The 20,870-nt window shown below is 26.8% G+C and carries 22 protein-coding genes and 1 rRNA gene; 18 read left to right on the top strand and 5 right to left on the bottom strand.

Annotation, left to right across the window (positions count from 1 at the left end; translation table 11 throughout):
* Window positions 1-19: 19 nt before the first annotated feature.
* From H8891_RS11845 to H8891_RS11860, 4 genes are all read left to right on the top strand, one after another.
* Complete coding sequence (locus H8891_RS11845; protein ID WP_187006612.1) at window positions 20-1,612, top strand: GGDEF domain-containing protein; 1,593 nt, start codon at window positions 20-22, stop codon at window positions 1,610-1,612.
* A 94-nt stretch (window positions 1,613-1,706) separates the two neighbouring features.
* Complete coding sequence (gene hcp, locus H8891_RS11850) at window positions 1,707-3,431, top strand: hydroxylamine reductase (RefSeq protein WP_187006613.1); 1,725 nt, start codon at window positions 1,707-1,709, stop codon at window positions 3,429-3,431.
* Window positions 3,432-3,605: 174 nt separating this feature from the next.
* Complete coding sequence (locus H8891_RS11855; RefSeq protein ID WP_187006614.1) at window positions 3,606-3,869, top strand: hypothetical protein; 264 nt, start codon at window positions 3,606-3,608, stop codon at window positions 3,867-3,869.
* A 541-nt stretch (window positions 3,870-4,410) separates the two neighbouring features.
* Entirely contained in the window at window positions 4,411-5,274 is an 864-nt protein-coding gene (locus H8891_RS11860) for an ROK family protein (protein ID WP_187006615.1), read from the top strand.
* Window positions 5,275-5,412: 138 nt separating this feature from the next.
* Here the strand turns inward: H8891_RS11860 and H8891_RS11865 are convergent, their stop codons facing one another.
* Window positions 5,413-5,862, bottom strand: a complete 450-nt coding sequence (locus H8891_RS11865; protein WP_187006616.1) for a MarR family winged helix-turn-helix transcriptional regulator — start codon at window positions 5,860-5,862, stop codon at window positions 5,413-5,415.
* Window positions 5,863-6,132: 270 nt separating this feature from the next.
* Here H8891_RS11865 and msrB point away from each other — a divergent pair, with 270 nt between their 5' ends.
* From msrB to H8891_RS11905, 8 genes are all read left to right on the top strand, one after another.
* Entirely contained in the window at window positions 6,133-7,086 is a 954-nt protein-coding gene (gene msrB / locus H8891_RS11870) for a peptide-methionine (R)-S-oxide reductase MsrB (RefSeq protein WP_187006617.1), read from the top strand.
* A gap of 85 nt (window positions 7,087-7,171) precedes the next feature.
* Window positions 7,172-7,837 (top strand): Bax inhibitor-1 family protein, encoded by a 666-nt coding sequence (locus tag H8891_RS11875; protein ID WP_187006618.1) that lies wholly within the window; start codon window positions 7,172-7,174, stop codon window positions 7,835-7,837.
* Window positions 7,838-7,890: 53 nt separating this feature from the next.
* The gene (locus H8891_RS11880) at window positions 7,891-8,352 is read left to right on the top strand and encodes a metallophosphoesterase family protein (RefSeq protein ID WP_187006619.1); all 462 of its coding nucleotides are present in this window, start codon (window positions 7,891-7,893) and stop codon (window positions 8,350-8,352) included.
* Between the two features lie 71 nt (window positions 8,353-8,423).
* Window positions 8,424-8,777 (top strand): hypothetical protein, encoded by a 354-nt coding sequence (locus H8891_RS11885; RefSeq protein ID WP_187006620.1) that lies wholly within the window; start codon window positions 8,424-8,426, stop codon window positions 8,775-8,777.
* Between the two features lie 83 nt (window positions 8,778-8,860).
* Complete coding sequence (locus H8891_RS11890) at window positions 8,861-9,952, top strand: putative NPN-dependent ornithine cyclodeaminase (protein WP_147547293.1); 1,092 nt, start codon at window positions 8,861-8,863, stop codon at window positions 9,950-9,952.
* Window positions 9,953-10,217: 265 nt separating this feature from the next.
* The gene (locus H8891_RS11895; RefSeq protein WP_187006621.1) at window positions 10,218-11,057 is read left to right on the top strand and encodes a DUF5685 family protein; all 840 of its coding nucleotides are present in this window, start codon (window positions 10,218-10,220) and stop codon (window positions 11,055-11,057) included.
* Window positions 11,047-11,490 carry a tetratricopeptide repeat protein gene (locus H8891_RS11900; RefSeq protein ID WP_187006622.1) on the top strand — a complete coding sequence of 148 codons (444 nt, stop codon included), beginning with the start codon at window positions 11,047-11,049 and terminating at the stop codon, window positions 11,488-11,490. Before H8891_RS11895 ends, H8891_RS11900 begins: the two co-directional genes overlap by 11 nt.
* A 12-nt stretch (window positions 11,491-11,502) precedes the next feature.
* On the top strand, window positions 11,503-11,994 hold the full coding sequence (locus tag H8891_RS11905) for a hypothetical protein (protein ID WP_187006623.1): 492 nt from the start codon (window positions 11,503-11,505) through the stop codon (window positions 11,992-11,994).
* 68 nt (window positions 11,995-12,062) lie between these two features.
* Here the strand turns inward: H8891_RS11905 and H8891_RS11910 are convergent, their stop codons facing one another.
* Window positions 12,063-12,848: a hypothetical protein gene (locus H8891_RS11910; RefSeq protein WP_187006624.1), complete on the bottom strand. Its 786-nt coding sequence runs from the start codon at window positions 12,846-12,848 to the stop codon at window positions 12,063-12,065.
* Between the two features lie 22 nt (window positions 12,849-12,870).
* Window positions 12,871-13,599, bottom strand: coding sequence for an HAD family hydrolase (locus H8891_RS11915; protein ID WP_187006625.1), 729 nt, complete (start codon window positions 13,597-13,599; stop codon window positions 12,871-12,873).
* 201 nt (window positions 13,600-13,800) lie between these two features.
* On the opposite strand from H8891_RS11915, the gene H8891_RS11920 reads away from it, so the two are divergent.
* From H8891_RS11920 to H8891_RS11930, 3 genes are all read left to right on the top strand, one after another.
* Window positions 13,801-14,883 (top strand): immunoglobulin domain-containing family protein, encoded by a 1,083-nt coding sequence (locus tag H8891_RS11920; RefSeq protein ID WP_187006626.1) that lies wholly within the window; start codon window positions 13,801-13,803, stop codon window positions 14,881-14,883.
* Between the two features lie 80 nt (window positions 14,884-14,963).
* The gene (locus H8891_RS11925; RefSeq protein ID WP_147547278.1) at window positions 14,964-15,329 is read left to right on the top strand and encodes a YtxH domain-containing protein; all 366 of its coding nucleotides are present in this window, start codon (window positions 14,964-14,966) and stop codon (window positions 15,327-15,329) included.
* Window position 15,330: 1 nt separating this feature from the next.
* Complete coding sequence (locus H8891_RS11930; protein WP_147547276.1) at window positions 15,331-15,666, top strand: ANIS5 family metal-binding protein; 336 nt, start codon at window positions 15,331-15,333, stop codon at window positions 15,664-15,666.
* Between the two features lie 136 nt (window positions 15,667-15,802).
* Here the strand turns inward: H8891_RS11930 and H8891_RS11935 are convergent, their stop codons facing one another.
* A complete protein-coding gene (locus tag H8891_RS11935) occupies window positions 15,803-16,327 on the bottom strand; it encodes a hypothetical protein (protein ID WP_187006627.1) in 525 nt (174 codons plus the stop codon).
* A gap of 219 nt (window positions 16,328-16,546) precedes the next feature.
* On the opposite strand from H8891_RS11935, the gene H8891_RS11940 reads away from it, so the two are divergent.
* Window positions 16,547-16,912: an ArsR/SmtB family transcription factor gene (locus H8891_RS11940; protein ID WP_147547501.1), complete on the top strand. Its 366-nt coding sequence runs from the start codon at window positions 16,547-16,549 to the stop codon at window positions 16,910-16,912.
* 25 nt (window positions 16,913-16,937) lie between these two features.
* Window positions 16,938-19,304, top strand: coding sequence for a heavy metal translocating P-type ATPase (locus H8891_RS11945; protein ID WP_187006628.1), 2,367 nt, complete (start codon window positions 16,938-16,940; stop codon window positions 19,302-19,304).
* A gap of 89 nt (window positions 19,305-19,393) precedes the next feature.
* On the opposite strand, the gene trhA is transcribed toward H8891_RS11945, so the two are convergent.
* Window positions 19,394-20,041, bottom strand: a complete 648-nt coding sequence (trhA, locus tag H8891_RS11950) for a PAQR family membrane homeostasis protein TrhA (RefSeq protein ID WP_147547270.1) — start codon at window positions 20,039-20,041, stop codon at window positions 19,394-19,396.
* 427 nt (window positions 20,042-20,468) lie between these two features.
* Between trhA and H8891_RS11955 the strand changes: the two genes are divergently transcribed.
* Window positions 20,469-20,870: ribosomal RNA gene (locus H8891_RS11955) — 16S ribosomal RNA — on the top strand; the annotation flags it as partial.

Consider the following 20,870-nt stretch of genomic DNA (forward strand, 5'->3'; position numbering starts at 1 on the left):
AGTCCTAGTGAGGTGATATATGAAATCTAATAAAAAGATACTATATTTAGTTATATTTACATTTTTTGTAATTATATGTTTATTAGGTCATAGAGTAATTGACCTTAGTAAACTTGAATCTATGGAAAGAGATACAATAAATAAAGCAAAATTACAAATACAAAAGGGGAATTATGATTTAGCAGAAAAAAAATTAGAGTACATTTTAAATGATAAGCATAAATTTAAAACTTTAAGTAAAGATGATAAATTTGATGTTTTAAATTACCTAGGAGTTATAAATACACTTCAAGGAGAAACAGTTAGTGCATTACTAATGTATGAAAAAGCTGATAAATATGTAAGTAAGATAAATAAATATAAGGTAGAGATGAATACTGCGATTGCTTATAGGCAAATTGGTGAGTATTTAAAAAGTGCAGAAATATTAGTGAAAATTCTAACATCAAAAGGTAAAATTGATGGAGATAATGCGCGTGTAAAAACATATTCACTGCTAAATCTAGCAGAGATATATTTACAAATTGGAAATACTGAAGAATACAGTTCAATACTTGAAAAAGTAGAAGATTACATATATGATTCACCAAAAGAGCATAGAGATGATTTATTAATTATATATTATTCTGACTTAATTATAAGAGATATATATAGAAATAATCTGGATAAGGTAGATTATTATTTTAATGAGATAAACAAGTTAAAAAATAAAAATAATGAAGTATATTATACTGAAAATAATATGTTTAAAACTAGAGCATATGCTATGTATTATGAAAAAATTGGTGAAGTAGAAAAAGCTATAAAATATTTTGATAAACTTGAAGAATATGCTCAAAAAGAAGGAGATACATTTATTGCTCAATTTTCAATTAGAGAAAGAATTGAAATATATAAAAGACTCGGAGATAAAGAAAAATATAATGAATTATTACAAGAATTTTATAATAAAGATCAAGAGATACTAGATATAAATGATAAACAGTATGACTTTCATTTAAATAATAAAATTTTAGAACAAAGCAATATCGGCGCTATGAAAAAAACAGTAGTATTATTTATACTTATTGATTTAATTCTTATAGCCGTAGTTATATTTATATATGAAAAGATGAGAAAGTCAAAAACAGACTCTATGAGAGATGCTTTATGCAATACATACAATAGAAGGTATCTTGAATCATATAAAATAAAAGCGAGGAAGGGGGATTTTCCTCTAACGGTTTTAATGATAGATGTTGATTATTTTAAATTATATAATGACAATTATGGGCATCAAAAAGGTGATGAAGTATTAAAATGTATATCAAGAGTTCTAAAAAGTAGCTGTCGTAGAAATGATATTGTGTTTAGGTATGGTGGAGAAGAATTTTGCGTTGTACTTAAAAATACTATTAAGGAAGAAGCTATTGCTTTAGCTCAAAGAATAAAAGAAAATGTAGCGAATGAAAAAATTAAACATGAATATTCTAAAGTAGATGATTATATTACTTTAAGTATGGGGATTACTACAGTATATTCAAAGGAAAACCTTAGAAAGTCTATAGCTTTAGCAGATAAAGCACTTTACATGTCTAAAGAAAGTGGACGAAATAAATACACTTATATATAAAAAGTATAAAAACGTAACTTAGGTTACGTTCTTTTTTTTTATTTGTATATATAATGAGTACATAAGATAAATACGAAAAACTGGAGGAAATATTATGGAAAATAAAATGTTTTGTTTTCAATGTCAAGAAACAGCAGGTTGCACAGGATGTACTAAATTTGGTGTTTGCGGAAAGTCACCAGATTTAGCAAGAATGCAAGACCTTTTAATATATACAACAAAAGGATTATCAGAAGTTACTACAAGACTTAGAAGCGAAGGTAAAAAAGTAGATGGACAAGTAAATCACTTAATAACTATAAACTTATTTACAACTATAACAAATGCTAACTTTGATGATGCAATATTCTATGAAAGAGTAAAACAAACTTTAGCAACTAAAGAAGAGTTATTAGCTACTTTAAACAATAAAGAAAATTTATCAGAAGCAGCATTATGGAATGCATCAAGCAATGAAGAAATGGATGCTAAGGTTTTTGTATTAGCTAAATTAAAGAATGCTATACTAGGAAGCGGAGAAGAACAAGTAGCAATAGATGCTATATTAGATGAAAAATCTACTAAGGTTGGAGTCTTAGCAACTAAAGATGAAGATATAAGAAGTTTAAGAGAACTTATAATATATGGATTAAAAGGTATGTCAGCATACATGAAACATGCTAATGCATTAGGATATGATAGCGAAGAAGTAAATGCATTTATGCAAAGTACATTAGCTAAAACATTAGATGATACTTTAACTGTAGATCAGTTAATAGCTTTAACTTTAGAAACAGGTAAAGTTGGAGTAGATGCTATGGCTTTACTTGATAGTGCAAATACAGGAACTTATGGACATCCAGAAGTAACTAAAGTTAATATAGGTGTTAGAAAAAATCCAGGTATATTAGTATCAGGACATGACTTAAAAGACTTAGAGTTATTATTAAAACAAACTGAAGGAACTGGAGTAGATGTATATACTCACTCTGAAATGTTACCAGCACATTACTACCCAGCATTTAAAAAGTATTCTCACTTTGCAGGAAACTACGGAAATGCTTGGTGGAAACAAAAAGAAGAATTTGAAAGCTTTAATGGGCCAATATTGATGACTACAAACTGTATAGTACCTCCAAAGGATAGCTATAAAGATAGACTATATACAACTGGAGCAGCTGGATATGCTGGATGTACTCATATAACAGGAAACTCAGAATCTGATAAAGACTTCTCAGTTATAATAGAACAAGCTAAAAAATGTGAAGCTCCTAAAGAAATAGAAACTGGAGAAATAATAGGTGGATTTGCACATAATCAAGTTTTCGCACTTGCAGATAAAGTTGTTGAAGCGGTTAAAACTGGAGCTATAAAGAAATTCTTCGTTATGGCAGGATGTGACGGAAGAGCTAAATCAAGAAATTACTATACAGAATTTGCTAAAGCTCTACCAAAAGATACAGTAATATTAACTGCTGGATGTGCTAAATACAAATACAATAAATTACCATTAGGTGATATAAACGGAATACCTAGAGTTTTAGATGCAGGTCAATGTAATGACTCTTACTCATTAGCATTAATAGCATTAAAACTTAAAGAAGTATTTGAATTAGAAGATATAAATGAATTACCAATAGCATTTAACATAGCTTGGTATGAACAAAAAGCTGTAATAGTATTATTATCACTATTATACTTAGGCGTTAAGAATATACATTTAGGACCTACATTACCAGCATTCTTATCTCCAAATGTTGCTAAAGTTTTAGTTGAAAACTTTGGAATTGGTGGAATAACTAATGTTGAAGACGATTTAAAAATGTTCTTAGATAACTAAATTAAGATTTAAAAAAGAGATATCTAATCAAAAGATATCTCTTTTTTATTATAAAAAACTTTAAAGTACTTTGTTAATATTGATTTTCCATTTGTAAATTTTCATTATTAAGTATATTAGTAAGTAGTAATAAATATAATCTAGTATGAATCAATCTACATATGGAGGTACTTTATGAAAATTGTTGCTAAATCTATAAAGTCTAAAAGAGCGAATGTAAGTAACATACCAAATACATTTGCATTTACTTTTGTTAGAAGTTGGTTGTCAGATAAAAATCATGCAAAAGAAAGAGAACAATATTTTATAGGAAATCTATCTTCCCAAGAAGTTAATTTAATTATGAGGGAGATAAAATGGTTAGCTAAAACTTATAAAAATTTAGATATTATAACTATTGAAGATAGTAAGGGAAGTATTACACAGGTAGTGCTATAATAGTTGTTTTTATGATTATAGTTTAGATATTTTATTTAATGGATAGTAATGGATAAGTTGATAAAGATATAATAAAAGAAGGTATCTTAATTTAAGATACCTTCTTTTATTATATCTTTACACTATAGTTCAAAGCTGAACATTTATTTCTTACATATTTACTATTAAATGTAAGATATCTCAACAAAACAAATAAAATAAAACAAAGTCAGGAGTATGATATGTAATCTATCACACAATGTTCAAACATTAAAGATGTACTGAACACTTTAATTATATTCCTAATGTATAAATTTGTAAATAGTAAAAAAACTAACAATATATAAATATTTATTTTAATTTATATTTACAATACAAAAGAAATATATTATAAAATTTCTGAATTTTTAAATTGATAGTAAAAATAAGTTTTATGAATTTAATAAAAAGGAAATAAGTTTTAATGTATAGAATAAAATTATAAATATATTTATTTGTAAAATAAGTAAGTTTATTAAAATAAACTGATAGTTAAAATTAATGATATGTTAAGGGGGAGTATATGAGTAAATACATTTGTTTAGATATAGGTGGAACATATATAAAGTATGGAGTGTTAACTCAAGAAGGCAAATTTTTATCAAAAGGTAAGAATCCAACAATAAACGAAAATCAACATATATTAGATAATATAAAAAATATAATCAGAAGTTGTAAAAAAGATTATGATGTAAAGGGAATTTGTATATCAAGTGCTGGTATAGTTGATAGTAAAAAGGGGAAGATAATATCTGCTACATTAATACCTAACTATTCAGGTTTAAATCTTAAAGAAGAATTAGAAAAAGAGTTTAATATAAATTGTGAAGTAGAAAATGATGTAAACTGTGTAGGTATTGCTGAAAGTTTTATAGGCGAAGCGAAAAATACTTCATCAAGTGTATGCATAACAGTAGGCACAGGTATAGGAGGGTGTATAATAGTTGACAATAAGATTTTAAATGGATTTACCAATAGTGCTGGGGAATTAGGATATATGCATATAAAAGACTCTAGGTTTAGTAAAATTGCGACTACAAGTTCTTTAGTAAATAGAGTATCAAAATTAAAAAATAGAAAAATATCTGGAGAAGAGATATTTGAGTTAGCAAAATGTGGAGATGATATTTGCATTGAGGAAATTGATAATATGTTAGAAAACTTAGCTATAGGAATAGCTAATATTATATACATAATAAATCCTGAAGTTGTAATTTTAGGTGGAGGGATAATGGAACAAGAGGAGTATATAAAAGAAAGGTTATATAAACACTTAAAAGAAAAGGTAGTAACTGAAATTTTAGAAAACACAAGCATAAAATTTGCAAAAAATCAAAATGATAGTGGAATGATAGGAGCATTAAAAAACTATATTCAGAAACATTAAAAATTTATTAAATAAAATTGAAAAAGATTAATAATTGTTTTTATTGGAATTTACGTTTTAATCAATATATAAAACTATATGTTATATAAGTAAATCTAATAATTTACAATTATTAATCTAATAGATAAAAATATAAAATTATTTAAGTTCATCATTTGCATTTTTAAAATTTGTACTTATTTTTCTAAGTAATCTTAAAAATTCTTTTTTCTCCTCTTCAGTTAAACCTGTATAAGCAGTTTCTTTTACTTGTGAGGAAATAAAATCAAACGTATCTTTTATATCAAAAGCTTTATTTGTTAAGCTTATATAAGTTACTCTTCTATCTATATCACATTTCTCTTTTTTTATATAACCTAAGCTAATTAGCTTATTAACTAAAGCTGTAACAGTAGATTTATCTTTACCAATTTTCTTGGCAATTTCTTTCATCGTTAATCTACCATCACTTTCATAAAGTGCTGTGAGAATATTACCGTGAGTTGGAATTAAATCATTTAAGTTATTCTTTTTTAATTTAGTATCTATAAATTTAATCATATTAGCTTTTGTTCGGCTAATAAAATATACAATGTATTTATCGTTCAAAATAACACCTCCATAAACAAGGTTAATTAAATTCATATATTATAATACCACATTATGAGATATACAAACTATATATTTATAATCAGGAGATTACCCGTATGAAAATACTATAAATAGTAGTTTGAAATTTTTAGTTATTGTTTATAAGAAGATAATTGATAATTGTAAAAATATGATTTTTACAAGGTTAGTATTTAAAGCAAAAGGGAATAAATAGAATTATAAATAAAAAGGAAAATAATAAAAATGTAAAAGTGAGGAGGGTCTTTTATGAAAAAGTTAGCAACTTTTGCTGGAGGATGCTTTTGGTGTATGTTCAAACCATTTAGTAATTACGAAGGAATTGAAAAGATAGTAGCTGGATATACTGGTGGAGAAGACGAAAACCCTAACTACGAAAAAGTTTGTCAAGAAATAACAGGACATTTAGAAGCTATACAATTGACTTATGATGATGAACTTGTAAATTATGAAGACTTACTAAATATATTTTGGAAACAAATAGATCCAACTGATACAGGAGGACAATTTAATGATAGGGGAAATAGATATAAAACTGCTATTTTCTATCATGATGACATACAAAAAGAGTTAGCATTAAAATCTAAAAAAGAATTAGAGGAAAGTAATTTATTTGAAAATCCAATAGTTACTAAAATATTACCTGCGCAAACTTTTTATATAGCTGAAGAATATCATCAAGATTATTATAAAAAAGAACCTATACATTATGAAATGTATTATAAAGGATCTGGAAGATATGACTTTATAAAAACTCATTGGGATAAAAATAATAAAAATAGAGAAAATCTTAAAAGTAAATTAAGTCCTATACAATTTGAAGTTACTCAAAATGATAAAACAGAGCCAGCTTTTAATAACGAATATTGGGATAATAAAGAAGAAGGTATATATGTAGATGTAGTAAGTGGAGAAGTATTGTTTACATCTAAAGATAAATTTGATTCAGGATGTGGATGGCCAAGCTTTACAAAACCTATAAGTAAAAATGTTTTAAGAGAAAAAAGTGACTTCTCTCATGGAATGTATAGGACAGAGGTTAGAAGTACAAAGGCAAATTCACATTTAGGGCATGTATTTGATGATGGGCCAAAAGAAGAGGGTGGACTTAGATATTGTATAAACTCAGCAGCCCTTAGATTTATACCTAAGAATAAAATGAAAGAAGAAGGATATGAACGTTATTTGAATTTACTGAAATAGCCTTAAATTTGTAACTATAATTTAACTTTATTTGGGTATAAAAAAGTTATAATTATTTTACAAACTATAAGGGAAGTGAATTAAGGTGAATAAAACAGAGTTTAATCCAATGGCTGAAGTGTTTAAATACTTAGCTATATCAATATTATTTTGTTTTGTAGGCTATGCATTTGGAAAGGCATTTATTCCAGAGAGTGTAGTTATGGTAGCTAATTTTATATTTATATTTGTGGTTTTAGGATTATTAATTTTATGTTTACTATCAAGAAAGGAAATTATACCAGATCGATTTAGTATGAACTGGGTATATTTATTTACTTTTATAAATGGAATATTATTATATCCAATACTTCAAATGTATATAAGTGGGCTAGGTAGCCAGACAGTAATAATAATTTTATTAGTTACAGCTTTAATATTTTTTATTTTATCTATGGTAGCTAAAAAAGAAAATAGCGATAAATATTTAAGACTAGGAAATATATTATTAATTGGATTAGTAATTTTAATACTTTTAAGTATAGTATCTATATTTATTGGATTTAAAACGTTTAATATATTAGTTTCAGTATTTAGTGTAGTAATATTCTGTGGATATATACTATATGATGTAAGTTTAATAAAATATGAAATAGTTAGTGGAGATATAAATGATAGTAAAGATTTATCAATGCATGTACTTAATTTATACTTAGACTTTATAAATATATTTTTAGATTTATTAAATTTAGTATATAATTTTAGAGATTAAAATATACCCCTTACCAAAATGGTAAGGGGTATATTTATAGGATGGTGAAATTTATGATATTAGGAATAATTTCAGATACCCATGGATTGTTAAGAAAAGAAGTAAAAGATAATTTAAAAGATTGTGATTTGATAATTCATGCAGGAGATATAGGTAAGATAGAAGTAATAAAAGATTTAAAAGATATATCTAAAGTGGAATATATAAAAGGTAATTGTGATAAAAAGGGTGAATTTAATGATGTTAAAGAAAGTAGTATAGTCGATATAGGAGGCGCAAAAATATTTATAGTTCATGATATAAAGACTATTAAAGATAGTTTAAAAAAACTTGGAGTAAATATAGTTATATATGGCCATTCACATAAAAATGAAACTTACAAAAAAGATGGAATACTATATATTAATCCAGGGTCAGTAGGACCAAAAAGATTTAAATTACCAACTACAATGGCAAAATTGAAAATAAACGATAAAGATATAATAAATTCAAGTATTGAGTTTATAGAAATATAGTATGAAAAATTGAACATTGGTTATTAACATTTGATAAAATGATGTATATTACAATATAGGAGGACTTAAATATGAGTAAGTTTGATACTTTAATAAACAATTTAATAAAAAATGCACCTGAATTTATGCTAATAAAAGAAAATGAAGATACATATGTAGTATTAGATTATATAGTAAGCAGTTTAGATAATAAGGCTATGACTTGGCTTTTTAAAGTATATTTGGACAAAAATTTTAATATAATTGTTGAAGATAATCTTACAGATTATATTAAGAATAAATATAAAGATAGAAATTTAAAATTAATTAATTTAAATGGAAATTTATTTTTAAATAAGGATGTTATTAGTGTGATATTAGAAGAATTAGAATTATCTAATCAGGGGGAATATGATGAAGAAAATTTAACGTTTTCTTTGAAATAGACGCATCATAACAAATTAGTGATATAATTATCTCAAAGAGGTTAAATTAAGGATATACTATTTTATTATGGAGGGTTTTAGAGATGACTTTTAAATTAAGAGAGTACAGAGAACCAGATTTCACACAGGAAAGATTTATTAATGCTCCAGATGCAAATTATGGAGTAGTTGAAAAAGATGGGGTAGCACCAGATAATTATCACGCGATGTCAATTTATCCAGAATATTTTAAAGTAAATGGAAAATGGATATTGGCTGAAGAAAGTAGAATGGACTGTGTACCTGTAATAACAACTGATAATAAAATTGAAGTTGTAGAATTTAGAAGACTTAAAGTAGGGGATAAAGTAATTGTAGGAAGAACTGAAGATGCAGTAGATGGAATATACTTATACCCAAATGGATTCCAAAGCGAAGAGGAAGCAAAGGGTGATGTTTTTGCTTTTAGATCAGGTAGATCAAGAGAGACTTCATATACTAAAGACTATGAAAATATGTATGATTTATTAAGATATGAAAAAGAAAATGGATACATAGTTTGGGTGTTAGGTCCGGCGGCTGTATTTTCAAAAGGTGCAAGAGATGCTATGGCATCTTTAATAGATAATGGTTACGTTGATGCATTTTTAGGCGGAAATGCAGTAGCAACTCATGATTTAGAAGCAGGTATATTCGGTACTGCATTAGGTCAACATGTGTATACTCAAGAATCAATAAAAGATGGACATTATCATCACTTAGATTTATTAAATAAAGCTAGAAGAGCTGGATCAATAGAAAAGTTAATAGAAAATGAAAATATAAAAGATGGTATAATACATGCTTGTATAAAAAATAATGTGCCAATAGTTTTAGGAGGATCTATAAGAGATGATGGTCCACTTCCAATAGTATATGGAAATGTCTATGAAGCTCAAGATGCTATGAGAAGTCATGTCAGAAAAGCTACAACTGTAGTTTGTTTAGCGACTCAACTTCATTCAATAGCTGTTGGTAATATGACTCCTTCTTATAGAGTCGTTGATGGTAAAGTTAGACCTGTTAATTTCTATACTATTGATATATCTGAATTTGCTGTTAATAAGTTAAGAGATAGAGGTAGTTTAGAAGTTACTACTATGGTTACTAATGTTCAAGACTTTTTAGGGAAATTACAAGAAAATTTAGTAGATTAGTTTTTATATTTAAAATAGAAGCTATAGGAATTAATAGTTTGATTTCTATAGCTTTTTTTATTATTAAGTAGGAAGTTAGATTTTGATATAGAGTTATAATAGATACAGAGAATTAATATATATTAAATTAATTTGAATACTATTATATAACGATTGATATAATGATAAAAAATGTATATTATATAAAGAAAAAGATAATATATTTATAATAAATAATAGTTTATATATTATAAATATAATTGCATTTATACAAGAAAGGATAAGTATGTTTGGATATGTTAGAATAAATAAGATGGACTTAACCTTTAGAGAATTTGATGTCTATAAAGGTTATTATTGTGGTTTATGTAAATATCTAAAACAAAACCATGGAGAAATTTCAAGGCTATCATTAAATTATGATATAACATTTTTAATACTTCTTTTAACTTCTGTTTATAGGCCAAAATCTACTATAACTCAGGAAGTATGTATAGCAAATCCAATAAAAAAGAAGGCAAGAATTGTAAATGAAATAACTGAATATGCAGCTAGTATGAATGTTCTTTTGACTTATTATAAGTTAGAAGATAATTTACATGATGATAAAGGTATAAAGGATATTTTAGCTTACAATATATATAAAGGAAAGTTAAAAAAAGCTTATGAAAAATATCCTGAAAAGGCTGATTATATAAAAAATCAATTATTAGTATTACAAAATTTAGAAGAAAGTAATAGTACTGATATAGATGCAGTTTCAAATACTTTTGGAAACCTTATGGGTGAAATTTTTGCTTATAAAAATGATAAGTATGAACATGATTTGAGAATTATAGGGTTTAATATAGGAAAGTATATATATATGTTAGATGCATATGAAGATTTAGATAGGGATATTAAAAAAGGAAGATACAATCCTTTTATTGAATATGCTAACAAAAAAGAAGAACTAAGAAAAAGAGTAGATAAACTTATATCTATAAGCTTAGGACATTTAGCACAGTCTATAGATAATTTACATATAAAGTTTAATATAAACATAATAGAAAATATAATCTACTCAGGAGTTTACCTTAGATATAAAAATATATTAAATAAAGGGTGTGAAGTTAATGTACAGTAATCCTACTTATAATGAAAAGTTTAATTTAGCTAAAAATTTTATTGATAATAAAGAATTTAATAAAGCCTATGATTTATTATCTTCTATATCTGATAAAAGTAGTGCTAAATGGTTTTATTTAATGGGAATTGCATCATTGAACCTAGGATATTATGATCAAGGTGAAGAATATTTAAAAAAGGCTGTCTCTTTAAGTCCAGAAAATAAAGAATATGAAGACGCTTTAATAAGATATAATCGTTACTATGATGATTATGATAGAAGAGCTAGACAATATAATAGGAGAAGACATAGTGATTTAGGTGGTTGTTGTTGCTGTTGTTGCGATGATTGTTGTTGCTGTGGAGATGATTTCTGTGAAGTTTGTACTCAATTATGGTGTTTAGACACAGTTTGTGAATGCTTTGGAGGAGATTTCATAACTTGTTGTTAAGGGTGATTAAATATGAGTAAGAAAATAGCATATACAGGAATACTATTAGCTTTAAATATTATTTTATTACTATTATCAAATATCATACCTATTAATACTGTGTTTTTTATGGGATTAGCTTCATTTTTGATATCAATAGTAATAATGGAATATGGATTTAAATTAGGAATATTATTTTATATAGCATCATCTGTATTAAGTTTTTTAGTACTTCCTAATAAAGCTCAATGGTTAATATATATTTTTACATTTGGAATTTACGGATTGATTAAGTATTTAGTTGAAAAAGACAGACCTTTTTATATAGACATATTACTTAAATTAGTTTATGCTAATTTAAGTATATTAAGTTTGTATTTTATGATTAAAGGTATAATATATATTCCTATAAATATATTTACTATATTAGTATTTCAATTTGCATTTTTGATATATGATTATGTTTATACTTTATTTATAGATTACTATGAACAAAGGATTAGAAAAATAATAAAACCAAGATAATAAAAACCACTCTTTAATTTCGATAAAAAGAGTGGTTTTTTATATATAATTTCCGGGGAAATTACAAATTATATTAAATTAAAATATTCTAGTTGAGGTTTTTCTAGTGATTTTCTACAAGGTTTGCAACAATATGTAGAACCTCCATCTTCAAACTTACCATTATCTTTATTAAAACTTACAGAAACCTCTTTTAAAACTCCTGATGTAGGTATGTGTGATCCACAATTTACACAATTTTCTATATTTAGTATATCCTCTAATTTTTTAGGAGTAACATCTTCTATTTCCTTATTGCAACTAGCACAAATAATAGTATCTAGTTCCATTGGATTAGATCTAACTATTTTTCTATCACTAGGAGAATAAGAGCAAGTTGAAGATATTAATACTTTATATCCAAATTCAAATACATTTAAGTTACAATGAGGACAATTATAAGAAGCCCCAGAATAGTTAGTAACAGATTTATATTTATTAGCATCAACTAAATTTATTTTTTTATTAGATTTCTCTACCTCTTCTGTATATTCTTCACCAGTTAAGTAAGATAAAATGTCAGAAGCTTTTTCTGAATGAGCAACATCTATTAGATGTTTTTTTACAGAAGAAAAAGCCTTGTTTTTAGAAGTGGAATCTAAGTCAAATTTATTTACTTCTACAGCATATTTTATTATAGATATAAAATTATATTTAGCTGCAAAGTATAGTGACATTTCATCAAAATTTTTATCAGAAGATTTTTCTAAAAAATCTAGCCATAAATCAGGATTATCTAAGTATAAAGTTCTACTTAGTGATTCTATATCAGCATCTAGTTTTTTCATAAATTCATTGTCTTTAATTAAATCCATTAAAACCTCCAAATTAAAATATTTATATGTCTAAAATTTCTATAGAAGAAGGCAATTGATAAATTAAATCTTTTCTTTCCACTATTATTTTAGAGATATTATTTATAGATTCATCAGATCTTATTTGATGAAGTAACTCTTTAGTCGGATTTATAGCTACAGGATTTCCAACCCTTCTAAGCATATTTATATCTCCATTTGTATCTCCGTAGGCATATGATTTAGATAAGTCAATATTATATTTATCTACAAAATTATCAATAGCTATATTTTTACTAGCTGAATCCCACATAGGAATAACTTCTCCATTAAATTTTCCATCTTCAAATACATAATTACTTCCAATAAAGTCAGTAGCTTTATATTTACTTGCCATTTTTGAAACTAGAAAATCAGGGCTTCCAGATATAAATATTACAACATGACCTTGGTCTAAGTGCCATTTTATTTGAGAACGGGTATATTTATAAACTCTATCTGACTTTAATTTTATAACTTGATCGCTAGTAAAATGAATAGAACATAAATCTAAACCTTTTAAAGATTCTACGTATATATCGCATACTTCAAATAAATAATCATCATAATTACCTTGTCTTTTATCCCAGTTTACAAAAGTATCTCTAGCATTAACTAACCATACTTTCTCGTCTATTATTTCATATTTTATAAGTTTCTTGAAGTGTTCAACCATTAATGAATCTCTATATAGAGTACCATCTATATCAAAGAATGCTGCAATTTTTTTCATATATATCACCTCAATTAATACGTTTTTTCTTTTATCTATTATATTATAAAATTTGCATGTAGTTGTAAAAATATAAGAAATAATTTAAAATTAATTTTTAAATGGGTATATTCTAAAATATGCTAATTAAACTTAGTAAATATAGTTGATAATAGATTTATATCTAAATAGTACATATTTTAAGGAAGGGTGTTTAATAAAATGGATTTCATTTTTGCTAAAGTAACCAATTCGAGATTAATGGGTAGTATGGGTCTTATAATAGGCTGGGAAGATAACAAAGATATACTATATCAATATTATTTGATAGATGCAGAAGGACTAGGGATAGCTGATTATGTAAGTTTAAGAAATGCTTCATATGAAGAGTTAAATAGAGAACAAGAAAGGTTAATGGGTGGATTAGGCGCAGATAGAATACAACTTACAAAAAAAGAGGCTTTAAGTTTAGTTAATTATTATGGTAAAAAGAACTATTACTGGGAAAAAGAATTACCAGGAGATGTTGATGAATACATTGATTTTATAGATAATTATAAAGCTGAAGTAGATATATTTGATTTATATCCTAAATTATGCAAAAAAATAGATACAGATATAGAATTTATAAACTACATGACTATGAGATTTATAGCATGGGATAAAGATAGTTTAAAATATTTTTCTAATAATGAAGACATAGCTAATATGCACATAACTAATATAAATGGAGCTTTACTTAAAAATAAAGTTACTAGAAAAGATGATGATATGTATATATGCGATGTTTTATATGAAGATAACGATGGATACTATACATGTAAATTAGCATTTCATATAACTTATGAAAATGATGAATACAAAATAAATTCATTAATGTTTACTGATAAAGAAGGTATTTTTGATTTTGAAGTATTTGATGAAATATCAAAACCTGAATATATAGCAATTTATGATTTAAATAATAGAGATGAATTTGTAGATAAGTTTTATAAACTGAATCCATTTGTGCTTAGAAGTGATTTGGATTTAGGAGTTTTATTTACTAGATTCAACTTTGATAATAATCATGTAAAAGAAGAAACTTACGTAATTAATAATGATTTAAGTGCATTATACTATCAGATGAATGATAAGTTTTTTGTAGCTACATATAACGAAAAAGATAGGTTATATATAAATAAGCTACTTCAATGTAACTTTAAGAATTATGTAACATTAAATGAAGAATTATTCTTCGAACAAAATGTATTATATGAGTTTGTAGAATCTGAATCTGAAGATTTTTATGACTTTTTAGATTAAACTAACAATATTTTACAAAAATAGTTAGAAATATTACAGTTTGGGTATAAAGTAAATATAAGAACTTTGGAGGGGATATTATGAACTTAACAAAAAAAATAGAACAAAGAAAAAAAGCTAAAAGAGTGGCTGAAAGAAATAAAAAAATGAAAATAGCTACTGTTGGAATGGTTGCAGGAGTAACAGCAGGAGCTTTAGGAGGAATACTATTAGCGCCTAAAGCAGGAAAAGAAACAATAGCAGATATAAAAGATAAATCACAACAAGTGGCAAATACAGTTAGTGAAAAATCACAATTAGCTAAAGTCAGAGTTAATGAAAATGTAAATGAATCAAAGAGAAGAATAAAAGAGTATTTACAAAATAAGAAAAATAAAGATTTAAATTTAGAAAATACTGAAGAAGAAATAGATAAGTTAGAAACAAGCGAAGCAGTAGAGGCGTAATATGTATATAGATATAAATGTATTATATTGTATAGCTGCTTTATTAGGATGTATAGCATTAATATACCTAATATTTACTTTGAAAAATTTAAATGATTTTATAAAAAATCTAAAAGACTTGGTATCTTCTAATTCTGAAAATGTATCAACTACTATAACCAAATTACCAGAAGTAGCAGAAAATTTTAGTGAAATAAGTGATAATTTAAAAGATGTAACAGGAGTTATTACGGATACAACTGCTGATTTTATCGTAGCAAAAGAACGTGTTAAATCTAATGTGGAAATAGCAGCAGATATAGTAAGTATTATAAAAAGTGTTATTACAAATAAGTAAAAAAAGCCCTTAGCAATATGCTAGGGCTTTTTCCATGTATTTATAATATTGGGGGAATATTATGAGGAATACATTTATATTATGACCCCAAATTAAATACTTTATACATTAAATAAAAAATAATTTTAAAAATTAATTACATTTCTTCTTCATCAAATTCTTCTATATTTATATTGGGCATACCAGGCATACCACCCATCATAGGCATACCAGGCATGCCGCCCATCATAGGCATACCAGGCATTTGTTTCATAGGATCTGGATAACCATTATTCATAGAATCTTGCATCATTGTAGGGTCTATTCCCATATTGTTCATAGGATTTATGTTATTCATAGGGTTCATATTAGGTACACAACCCATCATTTGCATTATCTGAACCATTTGCATATACATTTGCATTAACATACTAGGGTCTATACCACCCATCATAGGATTCATCATATAAGGGTTCATATACATCATAGGATTGTATTGAGAAGTATTTGTATACTGCTCAGTTTGACTTTCATTGTTATTTTGATTTTTATTATTCTGATAAGGCATGGAATTCATCATATAAGGGTTCATATATATCATAGGATTAACATAAGGCATAGGATATATATACTTATTATCCATGTCAGAAAACATAGGGTTCATGTAATTATCAAAACTCATAAACTTGACCTCCTGGATTAAAAACTTTTCGAATCTTATTTCAAAAACACTTTATTATATATATATAAGAAAGAAGGCTGTATTATGTGCATTTAAAATTAAATTTATATAATTAGTTGCAAAATTATGGACATATACATATAATATATTATATATGAACAATTGTTCATATATAATGATTTACATAAACCCAAGGAGGAGTTAATTGATATGTGTGATATGGGTGAGATAAGAGATTGTATATGTGAAGAAGTTCATGAAGAACTTGTATGTAAAGCTAAAGAAAAGATGCCAGAAGATGAAACTTTATACGATTTAGCTGAACTATTTAAGGTGTTTGGAGATACAACGAGGATAAAAATTTTATATGCATTGTTCTCGAGTGAGATGTGTGTATGCGATATAGCTGATTTATTAGGAATGACCCACTCTGCTATATCACATCAATTAAGAGTTTTAAAGCAAGCAAGGTTAGTTAAATTTAGAAGAGAAGGAAAAACTGTATATTATTCATTAGATGATAATCATATAAGTCAAATCTTTAATTGTGGATTATCTCATATACAGGAAATTTATAATAAATAAATTGACATAGATGGGAGGATATATTATGAGTACAGATGTTCTCATTAAAAGAGAGATAACATTAGAAGGGTTAAATTGTGCACATTGTGCAGAAGTTATAAATGAAAAAGTAAACAAGTTAGAAGAAATAGAAAGTGCTAATCTGAACTTTATAAACAAGGTATTGACTTTAAATATAATATCAAGTTTTAATCAAGACGAAGTTATAAATAAAGTAATAAAAATAATAGATGATACAGAACCAGGGTTAAATATAAAAGTAAAAGAGCCTAAAATGAAGTCTAAAAAGAAAGAATTAGTATTAAATGGATTAAATTGTGCACATTGTGCAGAGGTTATCTGTGAAAAAGTGAATAAGTTAAGTGAAATTGAAAATGCTAACTTAAACTTTATCAACAAGGTGTTAACAGTTAATTTAGTTTCTGGAGCAAACTCTAAAGATACAATAGATAAAGTAATAAAAATAATAGATGATACAGAACCAGGACTTGATATTGAATTTAGAGAAAATAAATCTTCTAATGATAAAAAAGAAATCAAGACTGAGGATAATGATAAAAAAGAGTTAATTAAACTTATAATAGGAACTCTAGTTTATCTATTTGGAATATATGAAACATTTACTGGTATTAAGTCAAGTATGAATACAATTGTATTTATAGTTGCGTATATAGTGGTAGGTGGGGATGTACTATTAAAGGCGATTAAAAATATAGGTAAAGGTCAAATTTTTGATGAAAACTTCTTAATGTCTATTGCTACAATAGGAGCATTATCAATAGGAGAATCTGCAGAAGCTGTAGGGGTTATGCTATTTTACAAAATAGGTGAGTTCTTACAAGGTAAAGCAGTAGGTAAATCTAGACAGTCTATATCTGAACTTATGGAGATAAGACCTGATTATGCTAATTTAAAGTTAGGATCTGAAATCAAAGAAGTTTCACCATATGATGTGGAAGTTGGAGATATAATAATTGTAAAGCCAGGAGAAAAAGTACCTTTAGATGGTACTGTAATAGATGGATCTAGCATGGTAGATACATCTGCATTAACAGGAGAATCACTACTTAGAGAAGTGGTAGCAGGAGAAGACGTTTTATCTGGATTTATAAATAAAAATGCAGTTTTAACTATAAAAGTACAAAAAGAATTTGAAGAATCTACAGCATCTAAGATACTTGATTTAGTTGAAAATGCAAGTAGCAAAAAATCCAAAACTGAGAATTTTATAACTAGATTCTCAAAATACTATACTCCAATAGTTGTAGTGGCAGCATTATTAATAGCGTTAGTTCCGCCTATTTTTATACCAGGCGAAAATTTCAGTAATTGGTTTTATAGAGGATTAGTATTCTTAGTAGTTTCTTGTCCTTGCGCATTAGTTTTATCTATTCCATTAAGTTTCTTTAGTGGAATAGGTCATGCATCAAGACAAGGTATACTTATAAAAGGAAGTAGCTACTTAGAAGCTTTAAGAAGTGTTGACACAGTAGTATTTGATAAAACTGGAACTCTTACAAAAGGTGTGTTTGACGTAACTTGTGTAAAACCTGTAGGTATAAGTGAGGATGAATTATTAAGATATGCATCAATTGCAGAAATAAACTCAAATCACCCTATAGCTAAATCTATTGTAAAACATTATAAAGGTAATGTTGATTTAGATAAGATAAAAAATTATGAAGAAATAGCAGCTCATGGAATAAGAGTAGATTATGAGGGAGAACATATATTAGCTGGAAATGAAAAACTAATGATGACTCAAAATATATTCTTCTCTAAGGCTAATGAAGTTGGAACAGTGGTATATATAGCTGTTAATAAGAAATATAGAGGGTATATAGTAATATCTGATAAAATAAAAGAAGATTCTAAGGCTTGTATAGAAGGACTTAAAAATATAGGTATAAAGCAAACAGTTATGTTAACTGGAGATAACCAAGCAGTAGCTAATGATATAGCAGGAAAATTAAATTTAGATAAAGTTTATGCTAATTTACTTCCTACTGATAAGGTAAATAAATTAGAACAATTATATGAGGGTAAAAGTGATAAAGAGAAAATCGCTTTTGTTGGAGATGGTATAAATGATGCTCCAGTTCTTGCAAGAGCAGATGTAGGGATTGCTATGGGAGGATTAGGTTCAGATGCTGCTATTGAAGCTGCGGATGTTGTACTTATGACAGATGAACCAAGCAACATTGTTAAAGCTATAGAAATAGCTAAAAAGACTAATAAAATTGTATGGCAAAATATTGTTTTTGCATTAGGTATTAAAGTAATAGTTCTAGTGTTAGGAGCTGGGGGTATTGCTAATATGTGGGAAGCAATATTTGCAGATGTAGGAGTTGCATTAATTGCAGTATTAAATGCAATGAGAGTTATGAAATAGTAATATAACTTAATATTGTTAGATGCAAATAAGTTTGGAAGTTAAGAGATAAATTTAAGGACTGATTCTAGAATGAATCAGTCCTTGTTTTATATTACGTATTTAAAAACACAGTAAAAATGTGTTAGGCTTCCTAACATAACAAATATATGGAATATATCATGAAATCCTAAATATTTAAAATTTAAAAATTTTGGTTTAAGTCCATAAATTATCCCGCCTATTGTGTAAAATATACCACCTAATGCTAAATAGAAAACACCTTGAGGAGATATAGCCTTAGATAAAGGTCCTATTATAAAAATAGATATCCATCCCATTCCTATATATATAGAAGTTGAAAGCCATCTAGGACAATTAAACCAAAGCATTTTAAATAATACCCCAGCAATAGCTATTCCTGATACTACACAAAAAAGTGCAATGCCACTAGTTTCTTCTAATGCTATTAAGCAAAATGGCGTATATGATCCTGCAATTAAAATAAAAATCATTGAATGATCAAGTTTTCTTAAAAATTTAATTACTTTATCAGATGATACTACTAAATGATAGGTAGCAGAAGCTGAGTATAAGAGAATCATACTTATCCCAAAAATTATAACTGCGGTTAAACTCATAATAGTAGGGTCATTCATTGTTGTTTTTATAACTAAAGCTAATAAACCAACAAAGGAAAGTATAGCTCCTGCTAAATGAGTAAATCCACTTACAGGCTCTCTAAGGTAAGCACCCAATTTAATTCCTCCTTTTATTCACATCATAAATTTTTCTATTTGAAATTATGTCCGATATATATGTGTCTAAAATATTTTATCATATTTATAGTGAATTTATGTTAAATGTGTAAATTATTTATTAAAAAATAATATTATTTAAAATTTTTTTTAAGTGAGCTATAATGTAGATATATAAACAAGTATACAGCTTTAAATATTACTTAATTTATAACTTTAAAAATAAAAAATAAAAAAACTTTTAAAAAGGTATTGACGATATCGATTTAAGATGATAAAGTATTACTTGTCCTTAAGAAAAGGGCAAAGACAAAATGAACTTTGAAAATTAAACAGTAGGTTAATTATAAAAATTCTTTTTAAAGAATTAAACAACAAAAAACCAAGCCAGATATTCAGATAATGATAGCTGAGCGATGGACAACTTTTATTTGAGAGTTTGATCCTGGCTCAGGATGAACGCTGGCGGCGTGCCTAACACATGCAAGTCGAGCGATTCTCTTCGGAGAAGAGCGGCGGACGGGTGAGTAACGCGTGGGTAACCTGCCCTGTACACACGGATAACATACCGAAAGGTATGCTAATACGAGATGATATATTTTTATTGCATGATAAAGATATCAAAGCTTTTGCGGTACAGGATGGACCCGCGTCTGATTAGCTAGTTGGTAAGGTAACGGCTTACCAAGGCGACGATCAGTAGCCGACCTGAGAGGGTGATCGGCCACACTGGAACTGAGACACGGTCCAGACTCCTACGGGAGGCAGCAGTGGGGAATATTGCACAATGGGCGAAAGCCTGATGCAGCAACGCCGCGTGAGCGATGAA

The sequence above is a fragment of the Paeniclostridium hominis genome (genome assembly GCF_014306135.1).
Classification (GTDB): domain Bacteria; phylum Bacillota; class Clostridia; order Peptostreptococcales; family Peptostreptococcaceae; genus Paraclostridium; species Paraclostridium hominis.